This window comes from Halobacteria archaeon AArc-dxtr1 (assembly GCA_025517425.1).
Lineage (GTDB): Archaea > Halobacteriota > Halobacteria > Halobacteriales > Natrialbaceae > Halostagnicola.
Map to the genome: position 1 here is coordinate 1,542,114 of JAOPJY010000001.1, position 25,804 is coordinate 1,567,917.

A 25,804-nucleotide genomic window follows, 5' to 3' on the forward strand; every position below is an offset into this window, starting at 1 on the left:
TCGGTGGCGGGAGCTATGTTCGGTTCGGTTTCCCACGAGACGTCCCCAGAGACGAGAGTCGGGAGAACGTGATTACAGTCGGCCTACGGAGAGGCTCAAAAGGGCCTCGCGGGCAAGGATCGCGTTCCCCGGACCGCTTACGGATCGTTCGCCCACACCCAGTCGGCGGGCTCGTCCGCGTCGCTCTCGGCGACGCCGTCGGTGTACGCGGCGAGACTCTCGAACTCGTTGCGCAGGCCGTGGTCGTAGTAGGGACGTTCGAAGCCCGTGCCCTCCTTGGTCGTCATCCATGGACTGTCGACGGTGACCGTTTCGTGGATCTCGCTCGGTTCCTCGGTCTCCGAACTCCCCGGTCCGGGGACTTCGACTGGTGGCGGCCGGAAGTACACGTCTGCTTCGCGATCGCGGATGTGAAGTTCGTAGAACGAGTAGCCAGCCACGGCGGGAAACGAGACGACGCCCGTGTCCGTCCGGGCGACGTCATAGACGTCGCCCCACGCGTCGAGAAGCAACATCTCCAGGTCGTCACCCTCCAGGGGTTCGTCCTGGTACTCGACCGTCACGGTCACCTCGACGACGTTCCAGTCGTCGCCCGGTTCGACTCCGATCCCGTAGCTTCGACCGCCTTCGATCTCCCGGGTTTCGGTTCGATACTCGTCGTGCGTGACGACGAGGTAGTACGTCGTGCCGTCGTCGACGTCGAACCAGACCTCGCCCCACTCGTCTGTCGTCTCGCGGTGAACGGGTGGCTCGCCACCATTGTACTCGTCCCGGGTGCGGTACAGTTCGACGGTCGCGCCCTGGAGGAACTCCGCGTCGGTGGTCTCGACGCCGACAAAGGTTCCCCCCTCTACCCAGTCCGCATCCGCGTCTTCGACGTCGCTGTCCCCGTTCCCGTTCGCGCCGTCCGAACCCGGATCGCTATCCTCATCGCCGTCCGAATCCGGATCGCTGTCGTCACCGCCGTCGCTCGCACACCCTGCGACGGTGACGGTTCCCACCAGTGCAAGGAGGGATCTCCGTCGTAGGGGGCAATTAGAACGAGCCATCAGTAACGCCGATCGTGTACTCTTCGACCTCGTTCGCTTCGGACGTCTCTCCGAAGAACGTGACGTCGAATAGCCACTCCTCGCCGTCGGGGAGGTCAGTGGTACTCGTCGCGTCGGTCCTCAGTCGCTGCCCCTCCGCGTTGTAGAAGACGACGCTTACCTCGACGCGACGCAACTCCTCGCCGGTATTGTTGGCGACGACTCCCTCGACGCCCGTGTCCGCCCCGAGCATATTGCTGTAGAACTCGTGTTCGAGGATCTCGAGCCCGTCGCGAGTCGATTCCCGTTCACTGTCGGTGAGTATCTCTTGGGGGTCCAGTTCCGTGCCGTCGGAATCGGTCTCACCGGAGTCGTCGTTGCTATCATCGTTTCCGTCATCATCGCCGTCGTCGTCACCGGTACAGCCCGCCAGTAGTGCGAGGCCTGTCCCGGTCACCGACGCGGCCAGCAGCTGCCTGCGCGTAGAAGAATGGTCGTCCATTGCTAGTAACGGAGAGAAGAGTTCGCAAGTGTGTTCGTGTGCATCGCTCCCACCATTATATCGCGGGCTTTCGATTTGGGTCCGCTGCGCTCGCTTCACTCGGTTCGTCGCCCGCCCCAATCGACGATTGACGTATCCCGAGTCGTCAAACCATCCGAATTGATACCTTCCGACGCATTTAACGCGTTTCCAGATCCAAATCCACGTGGTATGGCAAAAGTTAGCGTAGTCGGTGCGGCCGGAACGGTCGGCGCGGCAGCGGGGTACAACATCGCGCTGCGAGACGTCTGTGACGAACTCGTCTTCGTCGACATTCCCGACAAGGAAGCCGACACCGTCGGCCAGGCCGCCGACGCCAACCACGGCGTCGCCTACGACTCGAACACGACGATCCGGCAGGGTGACTACGCCGAGACGGAGGGCTCTGACGTCGTCGTCATCACGGCCGGCATCCCGCGCCAGCCGGGCCAGAGCCGGATCGATCTGGCGGGCGACAACGCGCCGATCATGGAGGACATCGGCTCCTCACTCGCCGAGTACAACGACGACTTCGTCACCGTGACGACGTCGAACCCAGTCGATCTGCTCAACCGCCACCTCTACGAGACCGGCGAGCGCGACCGCGGCAAGGTGATCGGCTTCGGTGGCCGGCTCGACTCCGCGCGATTCCGGTACGTAATCGGACAACGCTTCGGCGCCCCCGTGGGGAACGTCGAGGCCACCATTCTGGGCGAGCACGGCGACGCCCAGGTGCCCGTCTTCTCGAAGGTTCGCGTCGACGGGCGAGACCCCGAGTTCGACGCGGACGAGCGCGAGGAACTGCTCGCCGAACTCCAGGAGTCGGCGATGAACGTCATCGAGAAGAAGGGGGCGACGGAGTGGGGGCCGGCCACGGGCGTCGGCCACACGGTCGAGGCCATCCTTCGAGACACGGGCGAGGTGCTGCCCGCGAGCGTCGTCCTCGAGGGCGAGTACGGCCACGAGGGAGCCGCCTTCGGCGTCCCCTGTAAGCTGGGTTCAGACGGTGTCGAGGAGGTCGTCGAGTGGGATCTCTCCGCGTTCGAGCGCGAGCAACTCGGCGAGGCCGCCGAGAAACTCGCCGAGCAGTACGAGAAAATCGCGTAATCGGTGGACCAGGGCCTGACACACGGGAGAGTTCCTACCGGCTCAACGCCGCGTTTCGACCCGCATCCGTACCTCGCCCGGATCGAGCGTCACGCGAAACGTCGGGTCGAGTTCGTCGGAGACGCGCTCGAAAGAGACGCGCTGGGCCATCGTCGCGAGCAGCAACTGGAGTTCGACCATCGCAAAGCGCATCCCGAGGCAGTGGCGGGGACCGCCGCCAAACGGGAAGTACGCGTACTCTGGACGTCCCTGTTCGCTCGCACCGAGGACGGCGGTCCGGTCGTCGTTCAGCCACCGCTCGGGACGGAACGTCTCGGGGTCGTCCCAGAAGCGCTCGTCGCGATGGATCGCGTAGACCGACAGCTGGAGGGTCGTTTCGGGATCCACCCGGTAGCCGCCCAGGGTGGTCGGCTCGTGGGCTTCCCGGTAGAGATCGGCGACGGGTGGATAGAGGCGCATCGCTTCCCGAGCGATCGCCTCGGTGACGGCCAGCTCGGACAGATCGGCCAGCTCGGACAGATCGGCCATCTCGGGATCGCGGTCGCCACAGACCGCAGCCAGTTCCTCGTCGAGTGCACGCCTGACCGTTGGGTGGCCAGCGAGCAACCACCAGGCGTAGGTGAGCGCGAGCGCGGTTGTCTCGTGGCCGGCGAAGAGGAACGTGACGAGCTGGTCGCGGATCGCTTCGGGAGACATCCGGGAGCCATCGGGGAACTCGGCCGTGGCGAGTAACGTGAGCAAGTCGTCGCCGGCGTCGACGCCGCTGGTTTCGCCATCACCCGGTCTGGAGTCGTCGGTCACCGCAGCTCGGCGTTCGGCGACCAGTTCGTCGACGAGATCCGTGAGGTCGTCCATGGCACGCTCGAAGGAGCGCTCGCGTGACGTCGAGACGGCGTCGGGGAGCAGCGCGCGGAGCGCGAGCACGTCGGCGTCGACGAAGGCGTTCATCTCCCGCGCGGCCCGTCGGACGACGTCGCCACGCGACCCGTCGAAGTCGAGGTCGAACAGCGTCCGGGCCAAGATGTCGAGTGTGAGCGCGGATGCGGACTCCCGAAGTTCGACGACATCGCCGTCAGCCCAGGTCCGGACCGTATCGGCCGTCTCCTCGACCATGGCATCCGCGTAGCTCGCGACGTGTGCCGGAGTGAACGACGACTGGAGGAGGCGCCGCTGGCGGGCCCACTGCTCGCCGGTGGTAAAGGAGACGCCGCGGGGCGCTACCTGCTGCCCGAACTCGGTTTCGAACCCGCCCTTACCGAACTCGTCGCTCCGGGAGACGAGGACCTCCTCGACCAGCCCGGGGTCGAAAACGGCGTAGAAATCCCGCCTGAAGGCGTCGTAGGCGACGACGTCGCCGTACTCTCGAGCCCGCTCGAGGAACGCGAGTGGATCACGCGCGATCGAGAGAGTGTTCCCGAGCAGCGGCACTCCCCGGGGCCCCGGCGGCGTCGGCGCGGCGTTCCCTTCGTGTGTCCCCCGTCCAGCCACTGGTGATCGATCGGCCATACTAGCTCCTCGAGATCGACGGGTGTCGCCTTTATGTGCACTTACTGAAGGTTTTTATATAGTCTCCCGCAACGTCTGGCCATGCAATCGGCCGATCTGACGCTCCGGCTCCCGCCGGCGGCGCGGCTCCCGGTTCCCGACCTCGTCTCGATGGGCGCCGTACATCGCGAGGAGGTGCTCTCGTGGGACATCGATCAGGAGCGAGGGCGCATGCGCTTTCTCTCAGTGATCGCCGGAGAGATCGACGCCGTGCGAGCACTCGCCGACGACCTCAACGTCGAGGAGTCGGTGACCGTCCACCGCTACGGTCTCAGTCCGATCGACGACGACACGTTCTACCTCTACGGCGAGCTCGACCTGCGTGACGGCGATGCCCTGCTCTTCGAGCCGTTCGACCACCCGGGCCTCGTTGTCGTCCCCCCAATCGTTTACGAGAGCCGTGACGTCGTTCGGTTTACCGTCCTGGGCGAGGGCGACGCGCTGACGGGTGTGCTCGAGGCCATCCCCGAGAGCGTCGGCGTGGACGTCGGCCGAGTGAGCGATCACCGACGGCGAACAGAGACCCTGGCCGGGCGGTTGACGAACCGACAGTTCGAGGCGCTACGGGCGGCGAAGACGCTCGGCTACTACGAGGTCCCCCGAGAGAGCTCTCTGGCCGACGTGGCCGAGCGACTGGATTGCTCGGAGAGCGCAGCCTCGCGATTGCTCCGATCGGCAGAGAAGCGGCTGGTCGACTCGGCGGTGTGAGCCGGGTTAGGGAATGAGTTGCTCGCCGTCGTCGTCGTAGACGGTGATCGCGTCGACCGGGCAGGTCCGGGCGGCGAACTTCGCGTCGAGTTCGGCCCCTTCTGGGACCTCGCGGACGTAGATTCCGTCCGCTTCTTCCTCGCCGTCGACCAGAACGGCCTTGCCGGCGTCTTTGTCCTTCTGGAAGCCGTCGCCCCACTCGGCGACGCACTGGTACATCCCGATGCAGGTGTCCTCGTCGAACTCGATTCGCATATCTAGGAGTTGGTGAGTGTGCCCTATAGCGCTGACGGGAGCAGTCGCCGCACAGACCGGGGCGTCGAGCGTGTGGGGCGAGATGGGTGCCGAGCAACGAACGTTTTTATCGGGAGGGACAGAAGAGGATCGGAGAGGATGGTGTCTGCATCGTTTGCCGTGCTCGTGGGAGCCGCCGTCGTCACCTGTCTGTTCATGGCCTGGGTGCTCGGCGCTAACAGTAACTCGCCACCGTTTGCCCCCGCAATCGGCGCGAACGCGATCTCGACGATGCGAGCCGCGTTCGTTATCGGGATCCTCGCCGCCGCGGGGGCGCTCATGCAGGGGGGAAGCATCTCCGAGACGATCGGCGCTGATCTCATCGACGGTGTGACGATCACACCCCTGGCCGCCACTGCCGGCCTCTTGACTGCGGCGAGTTTCATGGCAATCGGGATCTACACCCGATATCCGATTCCCGCAGCCTTCGCAACGACCGGGGCGATGGTCGGCGTCGGGCTCTCGCTGGGTGGCGATCCGGCGATGGCGACCTACCAGCGACTCGGGACGTTCTGGTTGCTGGTGCCGTTTATGTCCGGCGGACTGGCGTACGTGACGGCGACGCTGCTGCGGCGCGATGACGTCCCCGAAGCGGTCGGCGTGCCCCTTCTAGGGGGGATCGTCGGCGCGATCCTCGCAAACATCCGCCTCGGGGTGATTCCAGATCCGACCGCCGACCAGGGGACGCTCGCGCGGTTCGTCTCTTGGCAGGTTGGCGGCGGGCCGACGATCGCCGCCGGCGTCGATCTCGGGACGATCCTCGTGACGATCGGACTCGGAGCCCTCTCGTTCTACTGGGTGCGACAGCGGGTTCTCGTCTCCGTCGAGGACGGCATCCGGTCGTTTCTACTGGTGCTTGGCGGTATCGTCGCGTTCTCCTCGGGCGGCTCGCAGGTGGGACTCGCGACCGGTCCCCTCGAGAACCTCTTTCGTGTCGAACTCGGACTTCCGGGGATCGTCCTGCTCGCGATCGGTGCGACCGGCCTCCTCGCCGGCGCCTGGATGGCCGCGCCGCGGCTGTTACAGGCGACCTCTCGGGAGTACGCCCAGCTCGGCGTGAGACGATCGATCGCGGCGCTCGTCCCAGGATTCATCATCGCCCAGCTGGCGATCGCGCTCGGAATTCCAATCTCGGTCAACAACATCATCCTCTCGGGAGTCATCGGAGGTGGACTGGCAGCAGGTTCGGCGGGCGTCTCGAAGCGAAAGATCGGCTTCACGATCAGCTTCTGGGTACTGACGCTTGGGAGTTCGATCGTCGTCGGATATGGAGTATACCAGCTGTTGGCGGCAGTCATGGGCGGCTAACCCGTTCGGCCGGAGCCGTCGGTACAGACGGTGGGACGAAGGCGGATCATCGAGAGGAGCGACCGGCTACCACAGCGTTAGTCGAGAACGGTGACGGGAGCGGCCGTTCGGTCGACCACCGTCGCAGCGATGCTTCGGCCAAGAAGTCGGCGGGCGAGTCCCTTCGTCCCAGCGTCGTGGCCCTGCATGACGACGTGGTCGGCGTTCGCGTCGCGAGCGTAGGCGGGAACGACGGTTCCGGGTCGGCCCTCGACGAGGTCGATTCGAACGCGGTCTGCCGCAGCCGATCCCACCGCCGATTCGAGTGTCGCCTCGGCGTTCGCCCGGGTCTGTTCGGTGCGCGCCTCGTCTCGTTCGAGAACGCCGCCTTCGCTGAGCGGGGCGTCGAGGGGCGTCACGACGGCAAGCAGCGTCACCTTCGCCTCGGGAAACTGCTCGATAGCGTACGCGAGCGCGTCGTCCTCGCGGGGCCGGCCGAGCGTGGGTACGAGGACGTGGGACGGACCGGTCATGGATCGCTGTTCGGTTGCCGCGCATTTCGGTCTGTCGACGGGTTGGCTCCGACACTCCGTCCGGAGCCATGGCCTGGCTCTCGAGCGAGATGTCGCGCGCTCGCAGCTACCGAGCCGACAGTTTAAACCCCGGGAGCCGCCAACACCGGCCAATGAACGTCGAGGAGCTGTCGGGGCTCCCGTCCGGCGCCGTCTCGCACTTCCGGGCGGAAGGGATCGAAGCGCTCTACCCGCCACAGGCGGCGGCCGTCGAGGCCGGCGCGACCGACGGGAAGAGCCTCGTCGCCGCCGTCCCCACGGCCAGCGGGAAGACGATGATCGCCGCCCTCGGGATGCTGTCGGCAGTCGAGCGCGGCGGGAAAGCGCTGTACATCGTCCCCCTGCGAGCGCTCGCCAGCGAGAAGAAGGCCGAGTTCGACGCCTACGAGGAGTTCGGCGTGACGACGGGCGTCTCGGTCGGTGATTACGAGTCGACCGACGACTGGCTCGCGACAAAGGACCTGATCGTCGCGACCAGCGAGAAAGTCGACTCGCTCGTGCGAAACGGGGCCGACTGGCTCTCGGATCTCACCTGCGTCGTCTCCGACGAGGTCCACCTGGTCGACGACCGCAATCGAGGACCGACACTGGAGGTGACACTGGCGAAGCTCCGAGAGCTGAATCCGGGGCTCCAGACGGTCGCGCTCTCGGCGACGGTCGGCAACGCGGGCGAGATTGCCGACTGGCTCGACGCCGAACTGGTCGAGACCGACTGGCGACCGATCGAGCTCCAGACCGGAGTTCACTACGGCAACGCCGTGGAGTTCGACGACGGCTCGACCCGAGAGGTTCCGGTCGAGGGCTCTGAGCGCCAGGAGGCTGCGCTCGTCCGGGATATCCTCCGAGAGGACGGCTCCTCGCTCGTGTTCGTCAGCTCCCGACGCAACGCGGAAGCGGCCGCAAAACGGCTCGGGCAGGTTTCGGGACGTGAGCTCACGGACGGTGAGCGCGCCGAGCTGGCCGAACTCGCAGCGGAGATCCGCGAAGATAGCGACACCGAGACGAGCGCAGATCTGGCAGACTGCGTCGAACGGGGCGCCGCCTTCCACCACGCCGGGCTCTCGAGCACGCAACGGAGCCTCGTCGAGGAGGCCTTCCGCGAGCGTCTGCTGAAGGTGATCTCGGCGACGCCGACGCTTGCAGCCGGGGTGAATACGCCCGCGCGGCGTGTGATCGTCCGCGACTGGCGACGGTTCGACTCGAGCGCGGGCGGAATGGCCCCTCTCGACGTCTTGGAAGTCCACCAGATGATGGGGCGGGCGGGCAGGCCGGGACTCGACCCCTACGGCGAGGCAGTGCTGATCGCGAGCAGCCACGACGAGCGCGAGGAGCTGTTCGACCGGTACGTCTGGGGCGAGCCCGAGCCGGTCCGTTCGAAGCTGGCGGCCGAGCCCGCCCTGCGCACGCACGTTCTCGCGACGATCGCCTCCGGCTTCGCCCGGACGCGAGAGGGGCTGCTCGCCTTCATGGACGCGACACTGTACGCGAGCCAGTCGACCGAGTCGGGCCGCCTCGAGCGCGTCACCGACGATGTCCTCGCGTACCTGGAGCGAAACGACTTCATCGAGCGCGAGGGGGGAGCTGGAACGGCTGCCGACGAAGCGGGCGAAAATGAGGAGGACGCGGCGGACGCGTTCACCTCCGCCGCAGAGCTCGTGGACGAAAGCGATGGCGGGAGCGAGAGCGGCACGATCGATCTGCAGGCGACGAGCCTGGGCCACACCGTCTCTCGGCTCTACCTCGACCCCATGAGTGCCGCCGAGATCGTCCACGGACTCGAGGGCGCGGATGAACGCCCGACCGCGCTCGGCCTCTACCAGCTCGTCTCGCGAACCCCGGACATGTACGAACTCTACCTCCGGTCGGGCGAGGACGAGACCTTCGGCGAGCTGTTCTTCGAGCGCGAGTCGGAGCTACTCGGCGACGTTCCGAGCGAGTACGAGGAGGGGCGATTCGAGGACTGGCTCGCCGCCTTGAAGACCGGCAAACTCCTCGAAGACTGGGCCGAAGAGGACGACGAGGAACGGCTCACCGAGCGATACAAGATCGGGCCCGGAGACCTCCGCGGGAAAGTCGATACGGCGGAGTGGCTGCTCGGCGCGGCCGAGTCCCTGGCGGGCGAAATCGACAGTGAGTGGACCACCGCCGTCCGAGAGGCCCGCGCCCGCGTCGAGCACGGCGTCCGCGAAGAGCTGCTCGAACTGGTCTCGATCCGGGGTGTCGGCCGCAAGCGCGCCCGTCAGCTCCACGCGGTCGGCATCGAAACCCGGGCAGATCTCCGAGAGGTCGACAAGGGCGTCGTCCTCGCGGCGCTCAAGGGGGAGAAGACGGCCGAGACGATCCTCGAGAACGCCGGCCGCGAGGAGTACTCGATGGACGACGTCGAACCCCGAACCGACGCCGAGGGTGTCGAATCGGGGTCGGACGGGGGCGACGAGGCGGCGGGTGGCGGCGCGGCGAGTGACTCGGACGAGCCAGACGCGAATGCGAACCAGTCCAGCCTGGGTGAGTTCCAGTGAGGATTCTTGAGGGACGGCTTACGGTCTCTGATCTGGACGCGTTCGTCGCCGAACTCGGCGAGATCGGCGACCGCTACGGCGTGACGATCCAGGCGTTCGACGCCCGGTACGTCGCCGGAGAGACCCACCTCGAGCGCGCGGTTGCGCTCGCCGACCGGGCGATCGCTCGGGGAGAGAACGTCGCCCGCGACCGGGCGGTCGAGATCCTGCTGTACGCCGCCGGCCGCCGACAGATCGACCGCGCACTCGAAATGGGGGTCTCCGAGGGAGGGAATCGGGTCGCCATCGTCGTCGCTGCAGACGCCGAGAAAGGCGACACGGCCGCCGAAGAACGAGCGTGCGAGGAACTCGAGGCGCGCCTCGAGCTCTCCCCGGAGCCGACGCTGTCGGAGCCGAACGCGGCGACGCTGTCGAACTTTTTCGAGATTACCGAGGCCGAGCGCGAGGCGACCGACGCGACGCTCGTGGAGCTGGTCTGTGAGCGCGTCGTGTTGCTCGAAGTCGAGAAATGATAATCGTTGGCAGAACGGAGCTGACCAGAGTAATTGCGCCGTTTTGGTATCAGTACACGTGACGGGGTGGTTCCCGGAGCAGTGGAAGGGGTGTAAGGACTATGTCTCACGACACCGTAGTCCAATCGAGGTGAGACCCGTGCACCGCTACGACTGGATCCTCCTGGCAATCGCCGTCGCTCTCATCGGTGGATGGGTCGTCGGCGCGCTGACGGTGGTCCCGATGGAGTACGGACTGGTCGCCGGATTTGTGCTCGCTACACCGTTCGTCTACGACGCAATGTTTCGGAACCCGCCGCTTCCAGCGAATGATGCTCAGCGGGTCACTGCCGCGATCGTCTGGCACGCGCTGCTGATCTGGATCGTCATAGACGCGTTGATGATAGTGTCGCTACCATAGAGCCCATCGTCCGATCTGCTAGTTGTGAGTCAGCCGGAACCGAGTTCGTCGAAGGCCGCGCCCGAATCCACGTCGCCGGGGTTCCTACTCGTTGGCGACGAGCGGTGAGACAGTTTCGACCGCTGGTGTTGGGTGGGCGTCGAGCCACGCTTCGGCGTCGAGAGCAGCCATACTACCGGTTCCGGCAGACGTAATCGCCTGTCGATACTCCGGATCGATCACGTCACCGGCGCCGAAGACACCCTCGACAGCGGTCTCGGTCGTCATGCCGTCGAGCGTCTCGAGGTGTCCGGATTCGGCGATGGAGACCGGCGTCTCCGCTAAGAACGCGGTGTTGGGGACGTGACCGACGCCGTAGAAGATGCCATCGACGGCGATCTCTTCACGGTCGACCTCGTTGCCTGCCCCGAGTTTCTCCGTTGGCCGCCCGTCGGGGTGGGAGACGAGCGTCGCACCGGAAACACCGTCTGCTTGCGAGCCGTGGATCTCGAGTAGTTCAGCGTTCCAGCGAAATGAGATGGTCTCGTGATCGCGGGCTCGCTGGGCCATGATATCGGAGGCACGCAGTTCGTCACGGCGGTGGACGACCGTGACGCTGTCGGCGAACTTCGTGAGGAACAACGCCTCTTCCATCGCACTGTCACCGCCGCCGATCACGAGGACGTCGTCGCCGCGATGGAAGGCGCCGTCGCAGGTTGCACACGTCGAGACGCCGTAGCCCATGAGTTCGTCCTCCCCCTCAGCGCCGACCCAACGGGCGCTCGCACCGGTCGCGACGATCAGTGTGCGCGTCCGGAGCGTGTCACCGTTTGCGAGTTCGAGTTCGAACGGTCGCTCCTCGAGCGACGCGTCTTCGACAGTTCTGTGGACGAACTCGGCTCCGAACCGTTCGGCCTGTTCTTTCCCGCGTTGGATCAGTTCCATGCCGCCGACGCCCTCGGGGAAGCCGAGGAAGTTCTCGACGTCTGTCGTCAGCGTCAGTTGGCCGCCCGGCTCCGGCCCCTCGAGGACGAGTGGCTCGAGGTCGGCCCGCGCGGCGTAGACCGCTGCTGAAAGGCCGGCGACGCCCGAGCCGACGATGACGACGTCGCGAACGCTCGCGCCGATCTCAGTCCCCTCGTTCATTCGGTGTATCCCTCGATCAGGCTACGGAGTCGATCTTCCGGCAAGGCGCCGGTGTGCTGTTCGACCTGTTCTCCGTCTGCAAAGAGAACGATCGTCGGAACGCCGCGTACACCGAACTCGCCGGCGAGTGGCTGATTGGCGTCGACGTCGACTTTCGCGATTACGGCTGCGGTGTCAGCTGCCAGCCCATCGAGGACAGGTTCGAGCATCTTGCAGGGGCCACACCAGTCGGCGTAGAAATCCACCAGTACGACATCGTAGCCGGTGACGACCTCCTCGAGATGATCTGCTCCGTCGATGTAGACAGGTTCGTCGACCGAGACACCGTTCGATCCGCTGTGTGCATCAGTTGCCATCATCTGTCTGTAGGGGCTGATAGTGTTTAAAGGTTTTGTGAGGATTGTGCAATACCATTACGACAGAAGACGAGATTGTCTGCATACTCGAGATCCGTGGCAGATTCATACCCTCTGAGAGCGTTCGACAGACCATGGATCGCATCGAGTTCGTCTATACGCTGGGGATGTCCAACGAGGAGGTCGAAACGTACCTCAAACGTATCGGTACCGGAGTTCTCTCGCTCGCGTCGGACGACGACGCGTACGCGATTCCCGTCGCCCACCACTACGAAGACGAGACGCTCTACGTCCGCCTATCGACCGACGGTTCGAGTACGAAGCAATCGTATCTCGAGGAGACAGAAACCGCGTGTCTCACACTGTACGACGTCGACCCGCCCAGAGAGTCCTGGAGCGTCGTCGTGACCGGGTCGCTCCGGCAACTCGACAACCCCGAACGCGAGGGGTTCGACGCTGCAACGGTCAACGATTCGTTCCTCGAGTTGCGGGTCTTCGACGAGGACATCGAGGCGATCGACCTCAAGCTCTACGAGTTTGAGATCGACACGATCACCGGTCGAAAAACGGGAACATAGCGGTCGAAAACCGGCGACAGAGGACGACGTGCGAACGTCTGGGTAAGCCCCGTGTTGTTACATTCAGACAATACAGCCACCGACCACCCCGTCAGGACGCAGTCGGTACCATCGTCGGGCCTCGTACTCGTCACGAAACCTGGAGGGACGTGACAGCAGTGACGGAATAGTAGATGGCCAACGTTTGGTAGGGACTCAAATCGATTAGCGTTCGGCCATCGGTGAGTCGCTGTCGACGTGGTCGTACTTGTCCTCGAACTCCTGGATGAGTTGGCCCATCTTCGCGTACCAGTCGTTTAACCGTCGTTGCATGTCGGTTGCGATCTGTGCGGGATCGGTCGGGTAGTAGACGTGGTAGTACCCACCCTGATCGTAGTTGACCTGCTCTTTCTGGATGAACCCTGCCTGGAGGAGGCGCTGGATCGAGCGGTAGGCCGTCGACCGTTCGCGGTCGACGCGCTCTGCCACCTCGTCGATCGTGAGCGACTCGTCGCTCTCGACCATCGCTCGGAAGCACTCCTTGTCCAGTTGCTTGAGGCCGTGAATACACTCTAACAATCCTTCGCACTCCATATCTTGCTGGAGTTGTTCTGCCATCGACGTAGCCATGATAGCTACACCGAGGGGCCCGACGGGTATAAGGGTTATGTGAATATTGCGCAATTGTGTTGTGCCGCCTCCTCAGCCCATCTGAGTGCGAATTCTGGAGTTTCTCTCGAAAAGTCGCGATCGTCACGCATCGAGCGATCGGACGCTGAACGTGCCCAGAGTGATTGCTCGTACTCGGCCGAGAGCATTGGCTAGTCAGTCGTGGGGATGGAATCGCTTGGTGGCGCGCTCAACAGCTCCTGTCTGGCCGAGGAACGTCACCCGGTCGCCATCCCGGAGCTCATGATCGCCGGTCGGGACTTCGGTCGTGCCGTTTCGGTGGGTAAGCAGGCCGACGATGACGCCGTCAGGAATTTCGGCATTGAGGTCGGCGATCGTCTTCCCCACGAGATCCGTCGCCGTCACTTCGATCTCCTGGACGTCACCCGTTCGGCCGAGTTCGTTCATCCACGCCGATAGCGACGGCCGTTCGAGGACGTTCTCGAGCGACCACGCGGTCGCCATCGAGAGGTCGATCGCGTGGACGCCGAGCGATTCGAAGGCGTCGACGTTGTCGGGCTGGTTGACCCGCGACGCAACCTGTTCGACATCGAAGGTCGTCTTGGCGAGCTGACAGACTAGCAGGTTGACGTCGTCGTCGGGCGTGGTCGCGATGACCGTCTTCGCACCGTCTGCGCCCGCTTGCTCGAGGACGTCGGCGTCCGTGCCGTCGCCTTCGAGCGCAGTGAGACCGCGTTTGCGGGCTTTCTCGACCGCGTCAGGATTCTGGTCGACCAGCAGTACGTTTTCTCCGTCCTGTTCGAGCCGTTCTGCGAGAGACAGGCCGACCCGGCCTCCGCCGATGAGTATCGTGCGCATTGGTGATACCTCGAGGTAGTTCGCGATCTGTCTCGCGAGGCCGGCCTGGAGGACGACCGTCGCGAAGATGATAAGGAAGACGGTGCCGGCGAGTAGCTGGGCTTCCTGTGGCCGACCGAGTGCCTGCAGTTCGACGGCGAACAGCGTCGCGACGCTGGCGGGGATGATCCCGCGGGGGCCGACCGCCGAGAGGAAGAGCCGCTCGTTGCGCGTGAACCGCGCGCCGGTCGTCGAGAGGTAGATGACTGCCGGTCGAAGCACCACGGAGATTGCGACGACGATGGCGATCCCGGCGAGGCCGAGCGCCCGGATATCGCCGAAGTCGATCAGTGCCGCGAGAGCGACGAAGACGAACGAAAGCACGACGACCGAGAGATCGTCGAGAAAGTCGATCACGTCCTCGTGGTAGGGGAGATCGACGTTTCCAAGTGCGAATCCGGCCATCGCGGCGGCAGCGATACCCGTCTCGCTGGCGATCGTCTCGGCGCCGCCGTAGGCGACGACGATTCCGGCGAGGACGATCAACCGGGCGTGCAGCGGAGCCGCACACGGCCTGGACCGCCCGCGATCGAGGAGCAGCCACACGACGGCGGCGACGATCGCACCGAACGCGAGTCCGACGACCAGTCGCATCGCGAAGTCGCCGACGAGGGCGGCCGGGGTACCGTTGCCCGCGACGAGCACTTCGAAGACGGCGACCACCAGGATCGCCGCGGTGACGTCGTTGATGATTCCCTCTCCCTCGAGGAGGGCCGCAACGTGGTCTCTGACGGTAACGACCTGGAGGATGGGGCCAACCACCGTCGGACCGGTTGCGATCAACAGCGCGCCGACCAGCAGGCCGACCTCGAGACTGGTCTCGAGGAAGACGACGACCGCGGCCGCCGTCCCCAGCCAGGTGATCGCCGCGCCGACGGTAACGAGTCGGGTCAGCGCCGTCGGACTCTCGCGGAGTTTCTCGAGGCGGAGGTGGTAGCCGCCCTCGAAGAGGATGATCGCGACGCTGACGCCAACCATCGCCGAGAGGCCGCCGCCGAACGTTTCCTGTGAGACGATACCGAGCATCTCGGGCCCGATCGCGATCCCTGCGACGATCAAGAAGAGGACGCTCGGAATCCGCAGTCGGTCTGCGAGCACGCGGGAGGCGACGCCAAGTGCGAGCACGAGCGCGATGATCGCAATGAGGCTCACGGCTGGTTGTAGGTTCCCCTATCGGGCGTGTGAGATCGTGGCTCGATACCGAACTGGTACGCCATCACAGTCATCAGTCACTTCCGTCGGCAGCTGGCTGTACGCTCGAGTCCGGCTCCCTGGCCGACTTGAGGACCTGGTAGAGGATCATCGACGCGACGAAAAACGACGAGCCGACGAGCAGGAGGACGCTCACCAGATCGAGTGCGCCCGTTCCCAGCCAGTTTGCGAGTTCCGAAAGCGCGATCCCGGCGCTGGCGAGCACCATCATGATCCCGAAGTAGACGATGACGTCGTCTTCGTCGACTCTCGTCGTCGCGGCCGAACCGATCCGGGCGCCGAGAGCGCTGCCAACCAGCAGCAAGGAGACGACCGTGAGGTCGACGCTGCCAGACATTCCGTAGGTGAACGTGCCGAACGCACCCGAGAACAGCCCAGCGAACAGGCTAGTTCCAACAGCGGCAGTTAGCGGTGTGCCGATCAGGTAGTAGATCGCAGGCATGCGAATGAAGCCCCCACCGACACCGATGAGACCGGAGACGAGACCAACGCTCCCGCCGGCACCGCTGATCGTCCACAGCGACGCTCGGCCGCCGGAGGTCAGAGAGATCATCGGTGGGACGGTGTACGACTGGATTTTCTGGCCAACCGCCGGAATCTCGTCGTCGTCGACGTCCTCTTCGTCGCCCTCGGTGTCGGCGTCCAGATTTGCGGCTCGGCGCAGGAACAGCGCCCCGATCCCCCCCAGCAGGACGACGTACGCGACGCCCGTGACGAGGTTCGCAACGCCGAGCGCCTCGAGGCCGAAGACGAGTCGACTCCCGAGTTCGATCCCGATCGAGAGGACGACGAACAGGATCGCACCGAGTTTGTAGTCGACCTGGCCGACGTCGTAGTGTTTGAGGACGGCAATCACTGAGGTGCCAAAGTAAAACGCCAGCCCGCTGCCGATCGCGACGGAGGCGGGGTAGTCGAGGAGCAACAGCGTCGGCGTGATCAGGAACGAACCGCCCATTCCGAAGAAGCCGAACAGTACTCCGACCATAAAGCCGAAGCTCACGAACAGCATCAGCAGGGCCAGACTGAGTCCGAATAGCTCCATCTATCGTGCGTCGGTGATCGTTTCGATCAGTGGTGTTGCGACTCGTTCGAGAACGCCGTAGCCGGCGTAGAGGGCGACCGCTTGAACGAGGATGACGGCTACGAGCAGCGTCGCCTGTATCGGTGCGGGGAGCGCCACGGATTCGATCATCCCGTCCACCCCTCGTCGACGTCCAGTTTTGTGCAGACCATGGGTTTCTACTCACTCTCATCTACCCGGAGGAGGTGTATAACGCTTTTGGGCCTCGTGTACAATATTACTGCAAGATATGGCACGGATATCCAACGAGAATATCTGTATACGTTATGCAGATATCAGCAGCCACGCGACGGTCCGATTTTCGCCCCATATCCCATCATCCGCGTGATACGTGTCATTCGCGGCACTTTGGAGGTTCTAGTGGCGTATGATGGTAGCGAACGAACCATTGTGATAGATTCAAGCAGCAGTCCCTGAACGGCGGGTGACTAATTATGGAGAACAATCTGGACACTCACCCGACTGAAACTTCGGCTCTCGAGGAGACAGTATATTGGGGAACCCAAACAATATTATATCGGCAGACCCTACGACCGGTATGAAAGCGGTACTCGCAACCGACCTCTCGGCCGCCAGCGAGGCGACCATCGAGAACGAAACCTGTCTCGGGTGCCTCGGCCGAATCGGGATCGACGAGATGCACCTCGTGACGGTCATCCCGTCGAACGTCCACAGAGGGATGCCCGGAATCGACTTCGAAAAGCGACGACGGAAGGCGATTCGAAGCTACGAGCGCGTCATCCAGGCCGCCGGCTTCGACGTCGAGGTACACGTCGTTCGCGGGACACCACACAGGCGGATTCGGGGCATCGCCGAGACGATCGGTGCGAGCCTCACGGTCGTCGGCTCGCGGGGAAAAAGTCCGCTCGAGAACCGCGTCATCGGCTCGACGGCGCGCAACCTCGCGCGGACGACCGAGACGCCGCTGCTCGTCAACCGAGTCGAGCGCGAGGCCGACGATCCGTCCGTCGTCAGACAGCACCTCTTCCAGCGCATGCTGTACGCGACGGACTTCTCCGAGAACGCCGAGCGGGCGTTCGAGGCCTTCTCGTATCTCCGTCACGCGACCCAAGAAGCGACGCTCGTCCACGTCGAGACGCCAAAGGATCCGGGACCGTCGAACAGTGACGAGCCCGAAACACAGCTGTCAACGCTCGCCGATCGGCTCGAAGAGTGGGACATCGAGACGCGAATCGAGGTCCGGCAGGGCGATCCGGCAGACGAAATCCTTGCCGTCGAAGACGCCGTCGACCCGACGACGATCCTCGTCGGCTCGCGCGGTCACAGTCGCCTTCGGAGACTGCTGCTTGGAAGTGTTTCAGAGGATCTCGTCGCGCGAGCGAACGGGAATGTGATGCTCGTGCCACCCGCCTGAGTGGAATCGGATCTTTTCGTGGGGGTTATCAGGCGCTCGGACGGCACACCCGTCCGACGTCGGTTAGCCGATCGTCAGTACGCGATCGGACGCAGTTACAATTTCGAGGAGGTCCGACATCGTCGACATCGGGCAGTACTCACTCTCTTCGCTGTCGCGAATCTCGAGACACGTCCCACACGCCTGCAAATCACCTCCGGCATCGACGAACGCTTCCATCCGGTCACGGACGTCGAACTGCTCGTCTGTGATTTCCTCCGCTTCGACGCCCTCTCCGAGCAAAAACACCGATACCTCGTTTCCATCCTCAAGTGCCGTAATCCCGAGCCGAAGCGCGTTCCAGGCGCGTTCGGGATCCGCCGTTTCGAGTACGATGCTGAGACTACTGATCGAGGAGTCTGCTTCTTCGAGCATGGTTGTGCTATATGTCCCCAATACTATAAACACTCGGTCGCGTTACTGGGAGGTCGAACGAAAGAAATCACGAAACAGCCGACGATCACTCCGTCTGAACCTCGATATCTCCAACCTGCGTCGCTTCGTGGTATGTGCAGATGTACACAGACATCTCCTCAGATGCGACGACTCCCTCAAGCGTCGTCTCCTCGCCTTCCTCGCCGACATCGTCGCTTTCGTAGTCGTCGATAATTTCGCCATCATCGTCTCGAATTTCGAGGTTGTGTGTCACGCCGTCGGCATTGACCCATCTAAAGTCGTATTCGTTCCCCTCGATGAGCGTAATAGTCGGGTTGTCTTCACCGTCGATGAGGGCCGGTTCTAGTCCGGTCCACGCTTCGACACGGCCTTCGAAGTAGAACTCGTCGACAGCCTCCCAGTCGTCGTCGGGTTCGTCAGTTTCTACGTCGTCCTCGTCCGAGACTTCCTCGTCTGTGCCGTTTTCTTCACCAGGACCGCCACACCCTGCAAGTACAGCCATACCCGCTACACCGCTCGCTCCGAGGAGCGCACGACGTGTCATAGTTCTATGCATGGGGTGAACTACCACTAGATGGCTGCTTAAATAGCTATTAGAGGTGAGATAGACTGTCTGACCAGCCGAGCATTCGGCCTACGACACGCATTGCAACGAGAGTCGACAGCAATAACGCAAGTTACGGAACTCAGAGAACCAACCCGCAGGTTCAGGTGGCTCGTCTGTTTGGGTACCCGCACTCGAGGTGGTTTCTCTCACTCGAGTTTCCCGCCCAGAACCTTCGCAGTGGTTAGGATCGGGTCCCAGACGGGACTGAACGGCGGTGCATACGCCAAGTCAGCGTTTTGGAGTTCAGAAACGGTCAGTCCGGCGTGCAGTGCCATCGCGAGCGTATCGATCCGCTTGGCACCTTCACGGCCGACGACGGTACCGCCGAGCACCGCTTCGCTCTCACGATCGGCGACCAGCGTCACCGTGAGCTCCGATCCGTCGGGATAGTAGTGAGCGCGCGATGCGGCCGAGATCGTCACCGAAACGGGATCGAAACCTGCATCGCGGGCGCGTTCCTCGTCGACGATGCCCGTTCGAGCGGCCCCGAGATCGAACGCCTTCACGATCGCGGTCCCCGCAATGTCGCCGACGAGCGTCGGATCACCGGTGACCGTCTGTCCAATCGCACGCCCAGCACGATTTGCAGTTAACGCCAGCGGAACGTGGTCCGGTTCGCCGGTCACGACGTGGCGCGCTTCCGCACAGTCTCCAGCTGCGTAAACGTTCTCGACGTTCGTCCGCCCGTACTCGTCCGTCGCGATCGCCCCCGTTGGACCGCGTTCGATACCGGCCTCGGCAGCGAGTTCGACGTTCGGACTCACACCGACGCCGACGATCGCAATGTCGGCAGCAACGGTTTCGTTTTCGAGTTCGACGCCGTCGACGCGCTCGTCGCCACGGAATCCAGAGACAGTAGTTTCGAGGTGGAGTTCGACCCCGTGCTCGCGAAGGTGGTCCTCGACGACCGACGCGACGGTCTCACCGAACGGCTGCATGACGTGGGGAAGCATTTCGTAGAGGTGCACGTCGGCGCCGCGGGCCGACAGTGCCTCGGCCATCTCGATCCCGACGTACCCGCCGCCGACGATCGCGGCAGTCTCGAGCTCGTATCGCGTGACGAAGTCTTCGATAGCGTCGGCCTCGTCCATATCGTGAATGGTGAAGACGCCGTCGAGTTCCAGCCCGTCGAACGGTGGTTCGATCGCACGCGCACCGGTTGCGATCAGGAGGTCGTCGTACGGTTGTTTGTAGGGTTCGCCGCCGGCGTCGACCGTTACTTCCGCAGCGTCCGGATCGATGGCGACGACTTCTGCACCCGTGCGAAGGTCGATATCTCGCTCGCTCCGGAACTCGTCGGGCGATATGGTGACGAGATCGTTTAGCTCGTCGACCGCTCCCTTCACGTAGTACGGCATCCCGCAGGCTGCGTACGATACCCACTCCCCTTTCTCGAAGACGACGACGTCTCCCTCCGGATTCTCTCGCTTTGCCTTGCTCGCAGCACTCATCCCCGCTGCGTCACCACCGATAACGACGAACGTGTTGCCCATACACGGACAATCGGTCGGGTAGGGCTAAATTAGTTCTCGTAGTTCCCAATACTCTGCAGCCAGACTGTCAGTCATTTCGACACCCACCGTGAGACGGTGGTGATGCAGCCCCATCGGTACGAACGACGAGGTATCCACTGACGAGAAAGACGACGCCGGACAGCAAGAATCCGACGTCCCAGAGGAGTGCCCCACCGGGCCCGTCGGGGAGGTCGGCGTCCGGGACGAACGCCGTCACGCGAAAGCGTCGATAGCTTATATTGCTTTTATTGCACAATACTCAAATACTCGCGGTGCGTAGTACTATCGATGACTGACACGGGACACGAAGCGACGGACGGTAGAGGAAACACACCGCAGACACCGATCCAGGTGGAGGAGCCGGACGAGTACGACCAGCTGCTCGAGGCCGACGATCTCGTGCTCCTCGAGTTCGTCACGTCGGGCTGTGGTATCTGTGCATCCATGGAGCCCGTACTCGGTGTAGTGGCACGCAGTGCCCCGGGTGCGGTGGCGACGGTAAACGCCGGCCTCGTGCCGGAACTCGCAGATGAGTACGGCGTGCGACGCGTCCCGACGCTCGTCGTGCTGAAAGACGGCAAGGAAGTCGATCGGCTGGACGACGGCTTCCAGTCCGCAGACACGCTCGTCGACGTCCTCGAAACGCACGCTGAAACTGCGAAATAGCTCGGCACGACCGCCCCGGTGAGCGGAGTCAGTTCGGATTCGTCCAGGTCGATTTTCGTCAGTTATCGGTTTCTCGGGGCTGACGTCCTCGCGGACGGTCTGAGGACATGTCGAGTCGTCGGCCGGGTGCAAGGTGGCCGACGACATACGATCGCCACGTCGCTTCCGAACGTGCCGAAAGAGTGCGCGAGTTCGCCGCGATGTAGCCGCCGATCACGGGAAAATCGAACGCTTCGTCGGCCGATTCCATACAGAACGCTGCGGCTGCCAGCGCCGGTAAACTCACACGCCCTCGTTCCCAGTCACCGATCGGTTCAGACCCGGTGCACCATCGGGATCACGTGCGCCGACTGCGGGAAGCGTCATCGAAATCGTCGTCCCAGCGTCGGGCTCGGAATCGACCCAGATATCGCCGCCGTGGCGCTCGACGATTCGTTTGCACAATGCCAAGCCGATGCCGGTCCCAGCGTGTTCCTCCTGCGTGTGAAGTCGTTGAAACACTTCGAAAACCCGATCTTGTTCTGCCGGATCGATGCCGATCCCGTTATCGCTGACAGCGATGACCCAGTCGTCGCTGTCGATCTCTACAGTGTCATCAGGTCGTCCAGAGGCGCGTGGCGTCTCACCTCGCTCGACATCAATCTCGATTCGCGGCGGCACATCCTCGGTGTCGCTGTACTCGATCGCATTCGCGAGCAGATTCTGAAACAGTTGCCGCAACTGTCTCGCATCGCCTTCGACGCGCGGCAGTTCAGAATACTCGATCTGGGCCTTGGACTCCTCAATGCGTAAGCCGAGGTCGTTGCGGACGTCGTCGAGCACCGTTTCGAGGGAGACGGGTTCGAACGGTTTCCCCTGCGTGTCCACGCGCGAGTACTGGAGCAAGCCGTCGATCATCTCCGTCATCCGTTTCGAACCGTCGATCGCGTATTCGAGGAACTCCGTGGCGTCCTCGTCGAGGGCGTCGCCGTGGTGGTCGTCGATCAGTTGCAGATAGCTCGACACCATCCGGAGGGGCTCCTGGAGGTCGTGGCTGGCGGCGTAGGCGAACTGTTCGAGTCGGTCGTTCGATTCCTCGAGGCGTGCCTGCATCCGTTTGAGCTGTCGATTTCGTCGCTCGAGTTCGAGTTCGCGGGTCTTCGCACGCGCGTTAGAGGTCCCAACGGCGAACCCGGCGACGCCGGCGAATCCGGTGAGAATCGGCAACGATCGCTGGGGTTCGGAGATGCCGATGTCGGGCTGGACGTGATAGAGCGTGAGAATGGCGAGCATTACGCCGATTCCGGCGAGCGTGCGACCGAAGATATCGCGATAGAACTGCGGCGCGATGTCGGTCCGGGGAAGATGGTACCCGCCCGCGAAGAGGACGATACCGGGGCCGCTGATAAAGACGAACGTCACGAGGACGGAAACGAGCGACTCATCGTGCGACGTCGGAAGGATCCCGGTTACGATCGCAATGAGAAGGTAAAATGCACCGAGCGCACAAACGAGGTGTCTCCCGCCCATCGAAACGGGGAACTGCACCATTATTGATGATTGTTGGAGAGGGAGTAGAATAACGGTTTTGAATGGTGGGAGTGAGTCGACCGACCAACGGACGACTCGGACGCCACGTCAAACAATACGTTACCGGCGGGCAACGACTGCCAGCGTCTCCGGACGGTCGTGAACACGCTCGACGACGAATTCCGCGTCCTCGATCTGAGCCACGACCTCGCCGACGCCGAAGCGTTCGTCGACGTCGGGGCCGTCCTCACCCGTCCCGTCGGCCGACCAGTCGACGGTCACGAGGCGTCCGTCTGGCCGAATAACGCGGGCGAGTTCCGCCATCGTTTCCTCGTCGGCGTACTCGTGATGGGTCATCGTCGAGAAGGCCCCGTCCAGCTCGTCGTCTGCGAAGGGGAGCGCGTCGACACCGGCCGTGACCAGTTCGACGCCCGCCGCGACCCCGACCTCGCGGTGGTACTCGTGCATCTCTTCCTGTACGTCGACCGCGTACACCGTGTCGACGAACGGCGCGACGTCTCTCGAATAGAACCCCGTCCCCGATCCCAGGTCTGCGACAACGTCCCCGGTGTCGAGCGCGAGCATTTCGAGCAACTCTTCGCGCGAGCAGAACCGGTAGCGAGACGGATCCTCGAGCGCGTCAGCGCGCTCGACAGGAAACGTATGAAATCCCATGTAGCCATCTTTGGGCGGTAGTCACAAGAGTGCACGCATTTGCACTCGGGCGAGACGATCGTGTCCCCGCGTCCTCATCCGTCGAACCGGAGCAGGCGAAGACCGATCAGGCTGACGAGGACGGTCGATCCTTCGTGGCCGACCACGGCGACCGGGAGCGGGATTCCCGCGGTGAGGATCGCGACGATCATGATCGCGATGGCGCCGAACGCGATGGCGAAGTTGATGTACAGCGTGCGTCGCGTCTCCTTGCTGAGCGCGAACGCGTAGGGAAGCCGATCGAGTTTGTCCGACATGAGCACGATATCGGCCGTCTCGAGCGCGACGTCGGTTCCGGCCCCGCCCATGCCGACGCTAATATCGGCCGTCGCGAGTGCGGGGGCATCGTTGACGCCGTCGCCGACCATCGCGACGGCCTCGTGGCGCTCCTGGAGCGCCTCGATGTGTTCGACTTTCTCTTCGGGGAGGAGTTCTGCGTACACCTCGTCGATCCCGAGTTCCTCGGCGATGTACTGAGCCACCCGTTCGTTGTCACCCGTCAGCATGACGATCTGTTCGACGCCGCGTTCGCGGAGGTTTGCGATCATCTCGGCCGCGTCGGGCCGGATCGTGTCGGTGAACGCCAGCCACCCGAGGACGCGTAGGCCATCGGCAGTCTCGCTGACGACGAGGACGCTGGTCTTCCCGTTGGCCTCGAGGTCGCGGACGGCGTCGAGGCCGATTTCGCGGCCGTCGATCAGCCGATCGCCGAGGACAGTTTCGACGTACCGTGGGTTGCCGATGTGGATCGTCTGACCGTCGACGGTCGCGTGGACACCCTTGCCGACGACCGCCTCGAAGTCGCTGGCGTCGGGGACTTCGAGGTCGCGCTCTCGGGCTGCTTCAACGGTCGCCTCGGCGAGGTGGTGTTCCGACCGACCCTGGACGGCCGCCGCGATCGAGAGCAGCCGATCGTCGGCCAGCGAGTTGTGCTCGAGGGCGGTGTCTGCGAGCAGGTCGCCGCCGACCGCACCGCCGTCGGTGGATAGGGCGTCCTCGCGAGCGCGGACGTCGGTCAACCGCGTGTTGCCTTCGGTCAACGTCCCTGTCTTGTCGAAGGCGATGGCGTCGACGTTCCCCGCCGTCTCGATGTGTTCGCCTCCTTTGAACAGGACGCCCTGTCGGCCGCCGGCCGAAATCGCGGAGAGGACGGCCGCCGGCGTCGAGATTATGACCGCACAGGGGGAGGCGGCGACCATGAGCGTCATCGCTCGGTAGAAGGTCGGCTCGAACGCGTGATTGAGTAGCCAGAGCGGCAGCGCGATCGCGATCGCCGTCATCGCGAAGACCCCCAGCACGTAGGGTTGCTCGAAGCGATCGATGAGTTGCTGGGTCGGCGCGCGCTTTTCCTGGGCCTTTTCGACCATCTGAATGAGGCGTGAGATCGCCGACTCCGTGGCCTCCCGCGTGACCCGTACCTCGAGACTGCCCGTCTCGTTGATCGTCCCGCTGAACACCTCGTCTCCGGGTTCTTTCGTCACCGGAACGGACTCGCCGGTGAGCGATGACTGATCGACCGTACTCTCGCCGGACTCGACGACGCCGTCGAGGGGCAGTCGTTCCCCGGGTCGAACGACGAACACGTCGCCGATCGCGACATCGTCGATCGGCGTCGTCGTTTCCGTCCCGTCGCGGAGGATCTGTGCCGACTCCGGACGCATCTCGACCAGCGACTTGATGGCGGTTCGCGAGCGCCCGATCGCGTACTCTTCGAGAACGCCCGACAGCGAGAACAGGAACAGCAACATCGCGCCCTCGAACGGGGCGCCGATGTAGAGTGCGCCGAGTGCGGCGACGATCATCAGGAGGTCGATCTCCACTTCCGGCACCTGAATCGCTGCGATACTCGCTTTGAGCCCGTACCAGCCGCCAAAGACGTAGGCGATCGCGTAACTGGCCCAGACGACCGACGAGGGTGCGCCGAACCAGCTGCCGAGGAGTCCGCTCGTCATCCCGAGAAACGTCAGGACGACGAACACCGCTTGCCGTCGAACCCCCAGCCGGTCCGTCAGAGCCGCCGACTGGTCGGCAAGCGACGTAGAACTCGATGACGCCTCCATACGAATCGTTGGGAACCGTCGTGCATAAGCGTTCACGTGGGTTGACGGACGTGGAAATTTGCCCGAGATGAGGACGTGCGGTTCGTGGTGGTCGAGAGGGGAGGAAAGCGGTCAGTCGGCGCCTGCGGGGGACGTTCCCGACGCTGCGCGGTGGCTGCGCCAGACACCCTGGAGGTACGCGCCGACGAACATGCCGACGAGTGCCCACAGGATCGTGACGTTGCCGACGCCCAGGCTGGCGTAGGCTGCACCGGGACAGATTCCCGACAGGCCCCAGCCGACGCCGAAGATTGCGCCGCCGATCAGGACGTTGCGATCGAACGACTTCAGCCGTCGGCCGTAGGTGTCGCCCGTCAGCGGCGCGCGGTCGAACAGTCGGGGCACCAGTGCGAAGGCGATGCCGGTGACGACCGCCGCGCCGCCCATCACGAACAACAGCCCGAAGTCCTCGAACTGCAGGAAGTTTAACACGACCTCGGGGCGGGCCATGTGGCTAAAGCCGAGGCCGAACCCGAAGATCAGGCCGCCGACGAAGATTAGCGGTATGAACAGGGGATGTCTTTGCTGGCTCATA

At 63.8% G+C, this 25,804-nt stretch carries 28 protein-coding genes; 9 read left to right on the top strand and 19 right to left on the bottom strand.

Annotation, left to right across the window (positions count from 1 at the left end):
- Positions 1-137: 137 nt before the first annotated feature.
- Both OB905_07930 and OB905_07935 read right to left on the bottom strand, forming a co-directional pair.
- The gene (locus tag OB905_07930; protein MCU4925912.1) at positions 138-1,001 is read right to left on the bottom strand and encodes a hypothetical protein; all 864 of its coding nucleotides are present in this window, start codon (positions 999-1,001) and stop codon (positions 138-140) included.
- A gap of 34 nt (positions 1,002-1,035) precedes the next feature.
- Positions 1,036-1,530: an FxLYD domain-containing protein gene (locus tag OB905_07935; GenBank protein ID MCU4925913.1), complete on the bottom strand. Its 495-nt coding sequence runs from the start codon at positions 1,528-1,530 to the stop codon at positions 1,036-1,038.
- A gap of 210 nt (positions 1,531-1,740) precedes the next feature.
- Between OB905_07935 and OB905_07940 the strand changes: the two genes are divergently transcribed.
- Positions 1,741-2,655 carry a malate dehydrogenase gene (locus OB905_07940; GenBank protein ID MCU4925914.1) on the top strand — a complete coding sequence of 305 codons (915 nt, stop codon included), beginning with the start codon at positions 1,741-1,743 and terminating at the stop codon, positions 2,653-2,655.
- A gap of 42 nt (positions 2,656-2,697) precedes the next feature.
- Here the strand turns inward: OB905_07940 and OB905_07945 are convergent, their stop codons facing one another.
- Positions 2,698-4,161 (bottom strand): cytochrome P450, encoded by a 1,464-nt coding sequence (locus tag OB905_07945; protein MCU4925915.1) that lies wholly within the window; start codon positions 4,159-4,161, stop codon positions 2,698-2,700.
- An 81-nt stretch (positions 4,162-4,242) separates the two neighbouring features.
- On the opposite strand from OB905_07945, the gene OB905_07950 reads away from it, so the two are divergent.
- Positions 4,243-4,908, top strand: coding sequence for a helix-turn-helix domain-containing protein (locus tag OB905_07950; protein MCU4925916.1), 666 nt, complete (start codon positions 4,243-4,245; stop codon positions 4,906-4,908).
- 6 nt (positions 4,909-4,914) lie between these two features.
- Here OB905_07950 and OB905_07955 read toward each other — a convergent pair whose 3' ends face one another.
- Entirely contained in the window at positions 4,915-5,163 is a 249-nt protein-coding gene (locus OB905_07955) for a ferredoxin (GenBank protein MCU4925917.1), read from the bottom strand.
- Between the two features lie 138 nt (positions 5,164-5,301).
- On the opposite strand from OB905_07955, the gene OB905_07960 reads away from it, so the two are divergent.
- Positions 5,302-6,510 (top strand): inorganic phosphate transporter, encoded by a 1,209-nt coding sequence (locus OB905_07960; GenBank protein ID MCU4925918.1) that lies wholly within the window; start codon positions 5,302-5,304, stop codon positions 6,508-6,510.
- Positions 6,511-6,587: 77 nt separating this feature from the next.
- Here the strand turns inward: OB905_07960 and OB905_07965 are convergent, their stop codons facing one another.
- Entirely contained in the window at positions 6,588-7,022 is a 435-nt protein-coding gene (locus OB905_07965; protein MCU4925919.1) for a universal stress protein, read from the bottom strand.
- Positions 7,023-7,174: 152 nt separating this feature from the next.
- Here OB905_07965 and OB905_07970 point away from each other — a divergent pair, with 152 nt between their 5' ends.
- The 3 genes from OB905_07970 (at position 7,175) to OB905_07980 (ending at position 10,492) form a co-directional block, all read left to right on the top strand.
- Positions 7,175-9,580 carry an ATP-dependent DNA helicase gene (locus OB905_07970; GenBank protein MCU4925920.1) on the top strand — a complete coding sequence of 802 codons (2,406 nt, stop codon included), beginning with the start codon at positions 7,175-7,177 and terminating at the stop codon, positions 9,578-9,580.
- Complete coding sequence (cgi121, locus tag OB905_07975; protein MCU4925921.1) at positions 9,577-10,092, top strand: KEOPS complex subunit Cgi121; 516 nt, start codon at positions 9,577-9,579, stop codon at positions 10,090-10,092. The genes OB905_07970 and cgi121 overlap by 4 nt, the downstream gene beginning before the upstream one ends.
- Positions 10,093-10,231: 139 nt before the next feature.
- Positions 10,232-10,492, top strand: coding sequence for a hypothetical protein (locus OB905_07980; protein ID MCU4925922.1), 261 nt, complete (start codon positions 10,232-10,234; stop codon positions 10,490-10,492).
- A gap of 84 nt (positions 10,493-10,576) precedes the next feature.
- Here OB905_07980 and OB905_07985 read toward each other — a convergent pair whose 3' ends face one another.
- Together OB905_07985 and trxA are read right to left on the bottom strand one after the other, a co-directional pair.
- Positions 10,577-11,617 (bottom strand): FAD-dependent oxidoreductase, encoded by a 1,041-nt coding sequence (locus OB905_07985; GenBank protein ID MCU4925923.1) that lies wholly within the window; start codon positions 11,615-11,617, stop codon positions 10,577-10,579.
- Positions 11,614-11,973, bottom strand: coding sequence for a thioredoxin (gene trxA, locus OB905_07990; protein MCU4925924.1), 360 nt, complete (start codon positions 11,971-11,973; stop codon positions 11,614-11,616). Before trxA ends, OB905_07985 begins: the two co-directional genes overlap by 4 nt.
- Positions 11,974-12,107: 134 nt before the next feature.
- Here trxA and OB905_07995 point away from each other — a divergent pair, with 134 nt between their 5' ends.
- Positions 12,108-12,551 (top strand): pyridoxamine 5'-phosphate oxidase family protein, encoded by a 444-nt coding sequence (locus OB905_07995; GenBank protein MCU4925925.1) that lies wholly within the window; start codon positions 12,108-12,110, stop codon positions 12,549-12,551.
- A gap of 204 nt (positions 12,552-12,755) precedes the next feature.
- Here OB905_07995 and OB905_08000 read toward each other — a convergent pair whose 3' ends face one another.
- The 4 genes from OB905_08000 to OB905_08015 all read right to left on the bottom strand — a co-directional run bounded on the left by OB905_08000 (position 12,756) and on the right by OB905_08015 (position 16,461).
- Complete coding sequence (locus OB905_08000; protein MCU4925926.1) at positions 12,756-13,160, bottom strand: BlaI/MecI/CopY family transcriptional regulator; 405 nt, start codon at positions 13,158-13,160, stop codon at positions 12,756-12,758.
- A gap of 195 nt (positions 13,161-13,355) precedes the next feature.
- Entirely contained in the window at positions 13,356-15,209 is a 1,854-nt protein-coding gene (locus OB905_08005; protein MCU4925927.1) for a cation:proton antiporter, read from the bottom strand.
- A 73-nt stretch (positions 15,210-15,282) separates the two neighbouring features.
- The gene (locus OB905_08010; GenBank protein MCU4925928.1) at positions 15,283-16,311 is read right to left on the bottom strand and encodes a sulfite exporter TauE/SafE family protein; all 1,029 of its coding nucleotides are present in this window, start codon (positions 16,309-16,311) and stop codon (positions 15,283-15,285) included.
- Complete coding sequence (locus tag OB905_08015; GenBank protein MCU4925929.1) at positions 16,312-16,461, bottom strand: hypothetical protein; 150 nt, start codon at positions 16,459-16,461, stop codon at positions 16,312-16,314. It lies immediately after the preceding gene.
- A gap of 427 nt (positions 16,462-16,888) precedes the next feature.
- Here OB905_08015 and OB905_08020 point away from each other — a divergent pair, with 427 nt between their 5' ends.
- Positions 16,889-17,725, top strand: coding sequence for a universal stress protein (locus OB905_08020; protein MCU4925930.1), 837 nt, complete (start codon positions 16,889-16,891; stop codon positions 17,723-17,725).
- A gap of 63 nt (positions 17,726-17,788) precedes the next feature.
- Here OB905_08020 and OB905_08025 read toward each other — a convergent pair whose 3' ends face one another.
- The 4 genes from OB905_08025 to OB905_08040 all read right to left on the bottom strand — a co-directional run bounded on the left by OB905_08025 (position 17,789) and on the right by OB905_08040 (position 20,498).
- On the bottom strand, positions 17,789-18,139 hold the full coding sequence (locus OB905_08025) for a DsrE family protein (GenBank protein MCU4925931.1): 351 nt from the start codon (positions 18,137-18,139) through the stop codon (positions 17,789-17,791).
- Between the two features lie 85 nt (positions 18,140-18,224).
- Positions 18,225-18,662: a PKD domain-containing protein gene (locus OB905_08030; GenBank protein ID MCU4925932.1), complete on the bottom strand. Its 438-nt coding sequence runs from the start codon at positions 18,660-18,662 to the stop codon at positions 18,225-18,227.
- 251 nt (positions 18,663-18,913) lie between these two features.
- Positions 18,914-20,260: an FAD-dependent oxidoreductase gene (locus OB905_08035; GenBank protein ID MCU4925933.1), complete on the bottom strand. Its 1,347-nt coding sequence runs from the start codon at positions 20,258-20,260 to the stop codon at positions 18,914-18,916.
- Positions 20,261-20,327: 67 nt separating this feature from the next.
- Positions 20,328-20,498, bottom strand: a complete 171-nt coding sequence (locus tag OB905_08040) for a hypothetical protein (protein MCU4925934.1) — start codon at positions 20,496-20,498, stop codon at positions 20,328-20,330.
- Positions 20,499-20,569: 71 nt separating this feature from the next.
- Between OB905_08040 and OB905_08045 the strand changes: the two genes are divergently transcribed.
- Positions 20,570-20,947, top strand: coding sequence for a thioredoxin family protein (locus OB905_08045; protein ID MCU4925935.1), 378 nt, complete (start codon positions 20,570-20,572; stop codon positions 20,945-20,947).
- Positions 20,948-21,229: 282 nt separating this feature from the next.
- Here the strand turns inward: OB905_08045 and OB905_08050 are convergent, their stop codons facing one another.
- The 4 genes from OB905_08050 to OB905_08065 form a co-directional block, all read right to left on the bottom strand.
- Positions 21,230-22,477, bottom strand: a complete 1,248-nt coding sequence (locus tag OB905_08050) for an ATP-binding protein (protein MCU4925936.1) — start codon at positions 22,475-22,477, stop codon at positions 21,230-21,232.
- 99 nt (positions 22,478-22,576) lie between these two features.
- The gene (locus OB905_08055) at positions 22,577-23,131 is read right to left on the bottom strand and encodes a class I SAM-dependent methyltransferase (protein ID MCU4925937.1); all 555 of its coding nucleotides are present in this window, start codon (positions 23,129-23,131) and stop codon (positions 22,577-22,579) included.
- Positions 23,132-23,205: 74 nt separating this feature from the next.
- The gene (locus OB905_08060; protein ID MCU4925938.1) at positions 23,206-25,230 is read right to left on the bottom strand and encodes a heavy metal translocating P-type ATPase; all 2,025 of its coding nucleotides are present in this window, start codon (positions 25,228-25,230) and stop codon (positions 23,206-23,208) included.
- A 111-nt stretch (positions 25,231-25,341) separates the two neighbouring features.
- Positions 25,342-25,803 carry a YeeE/YedE family protein gene (locus OB905_08065; protein ID MCU4925939.1) on the bottom strand — a complete coding sequence of 154 codons (462 nt, stop codon included), beginning with the start codon at positions 25,801-25,803 and terminating at the stop codon, positions 25,342-25,344.
- Position 25,804 lies beyond the last annotated feature (1 nt).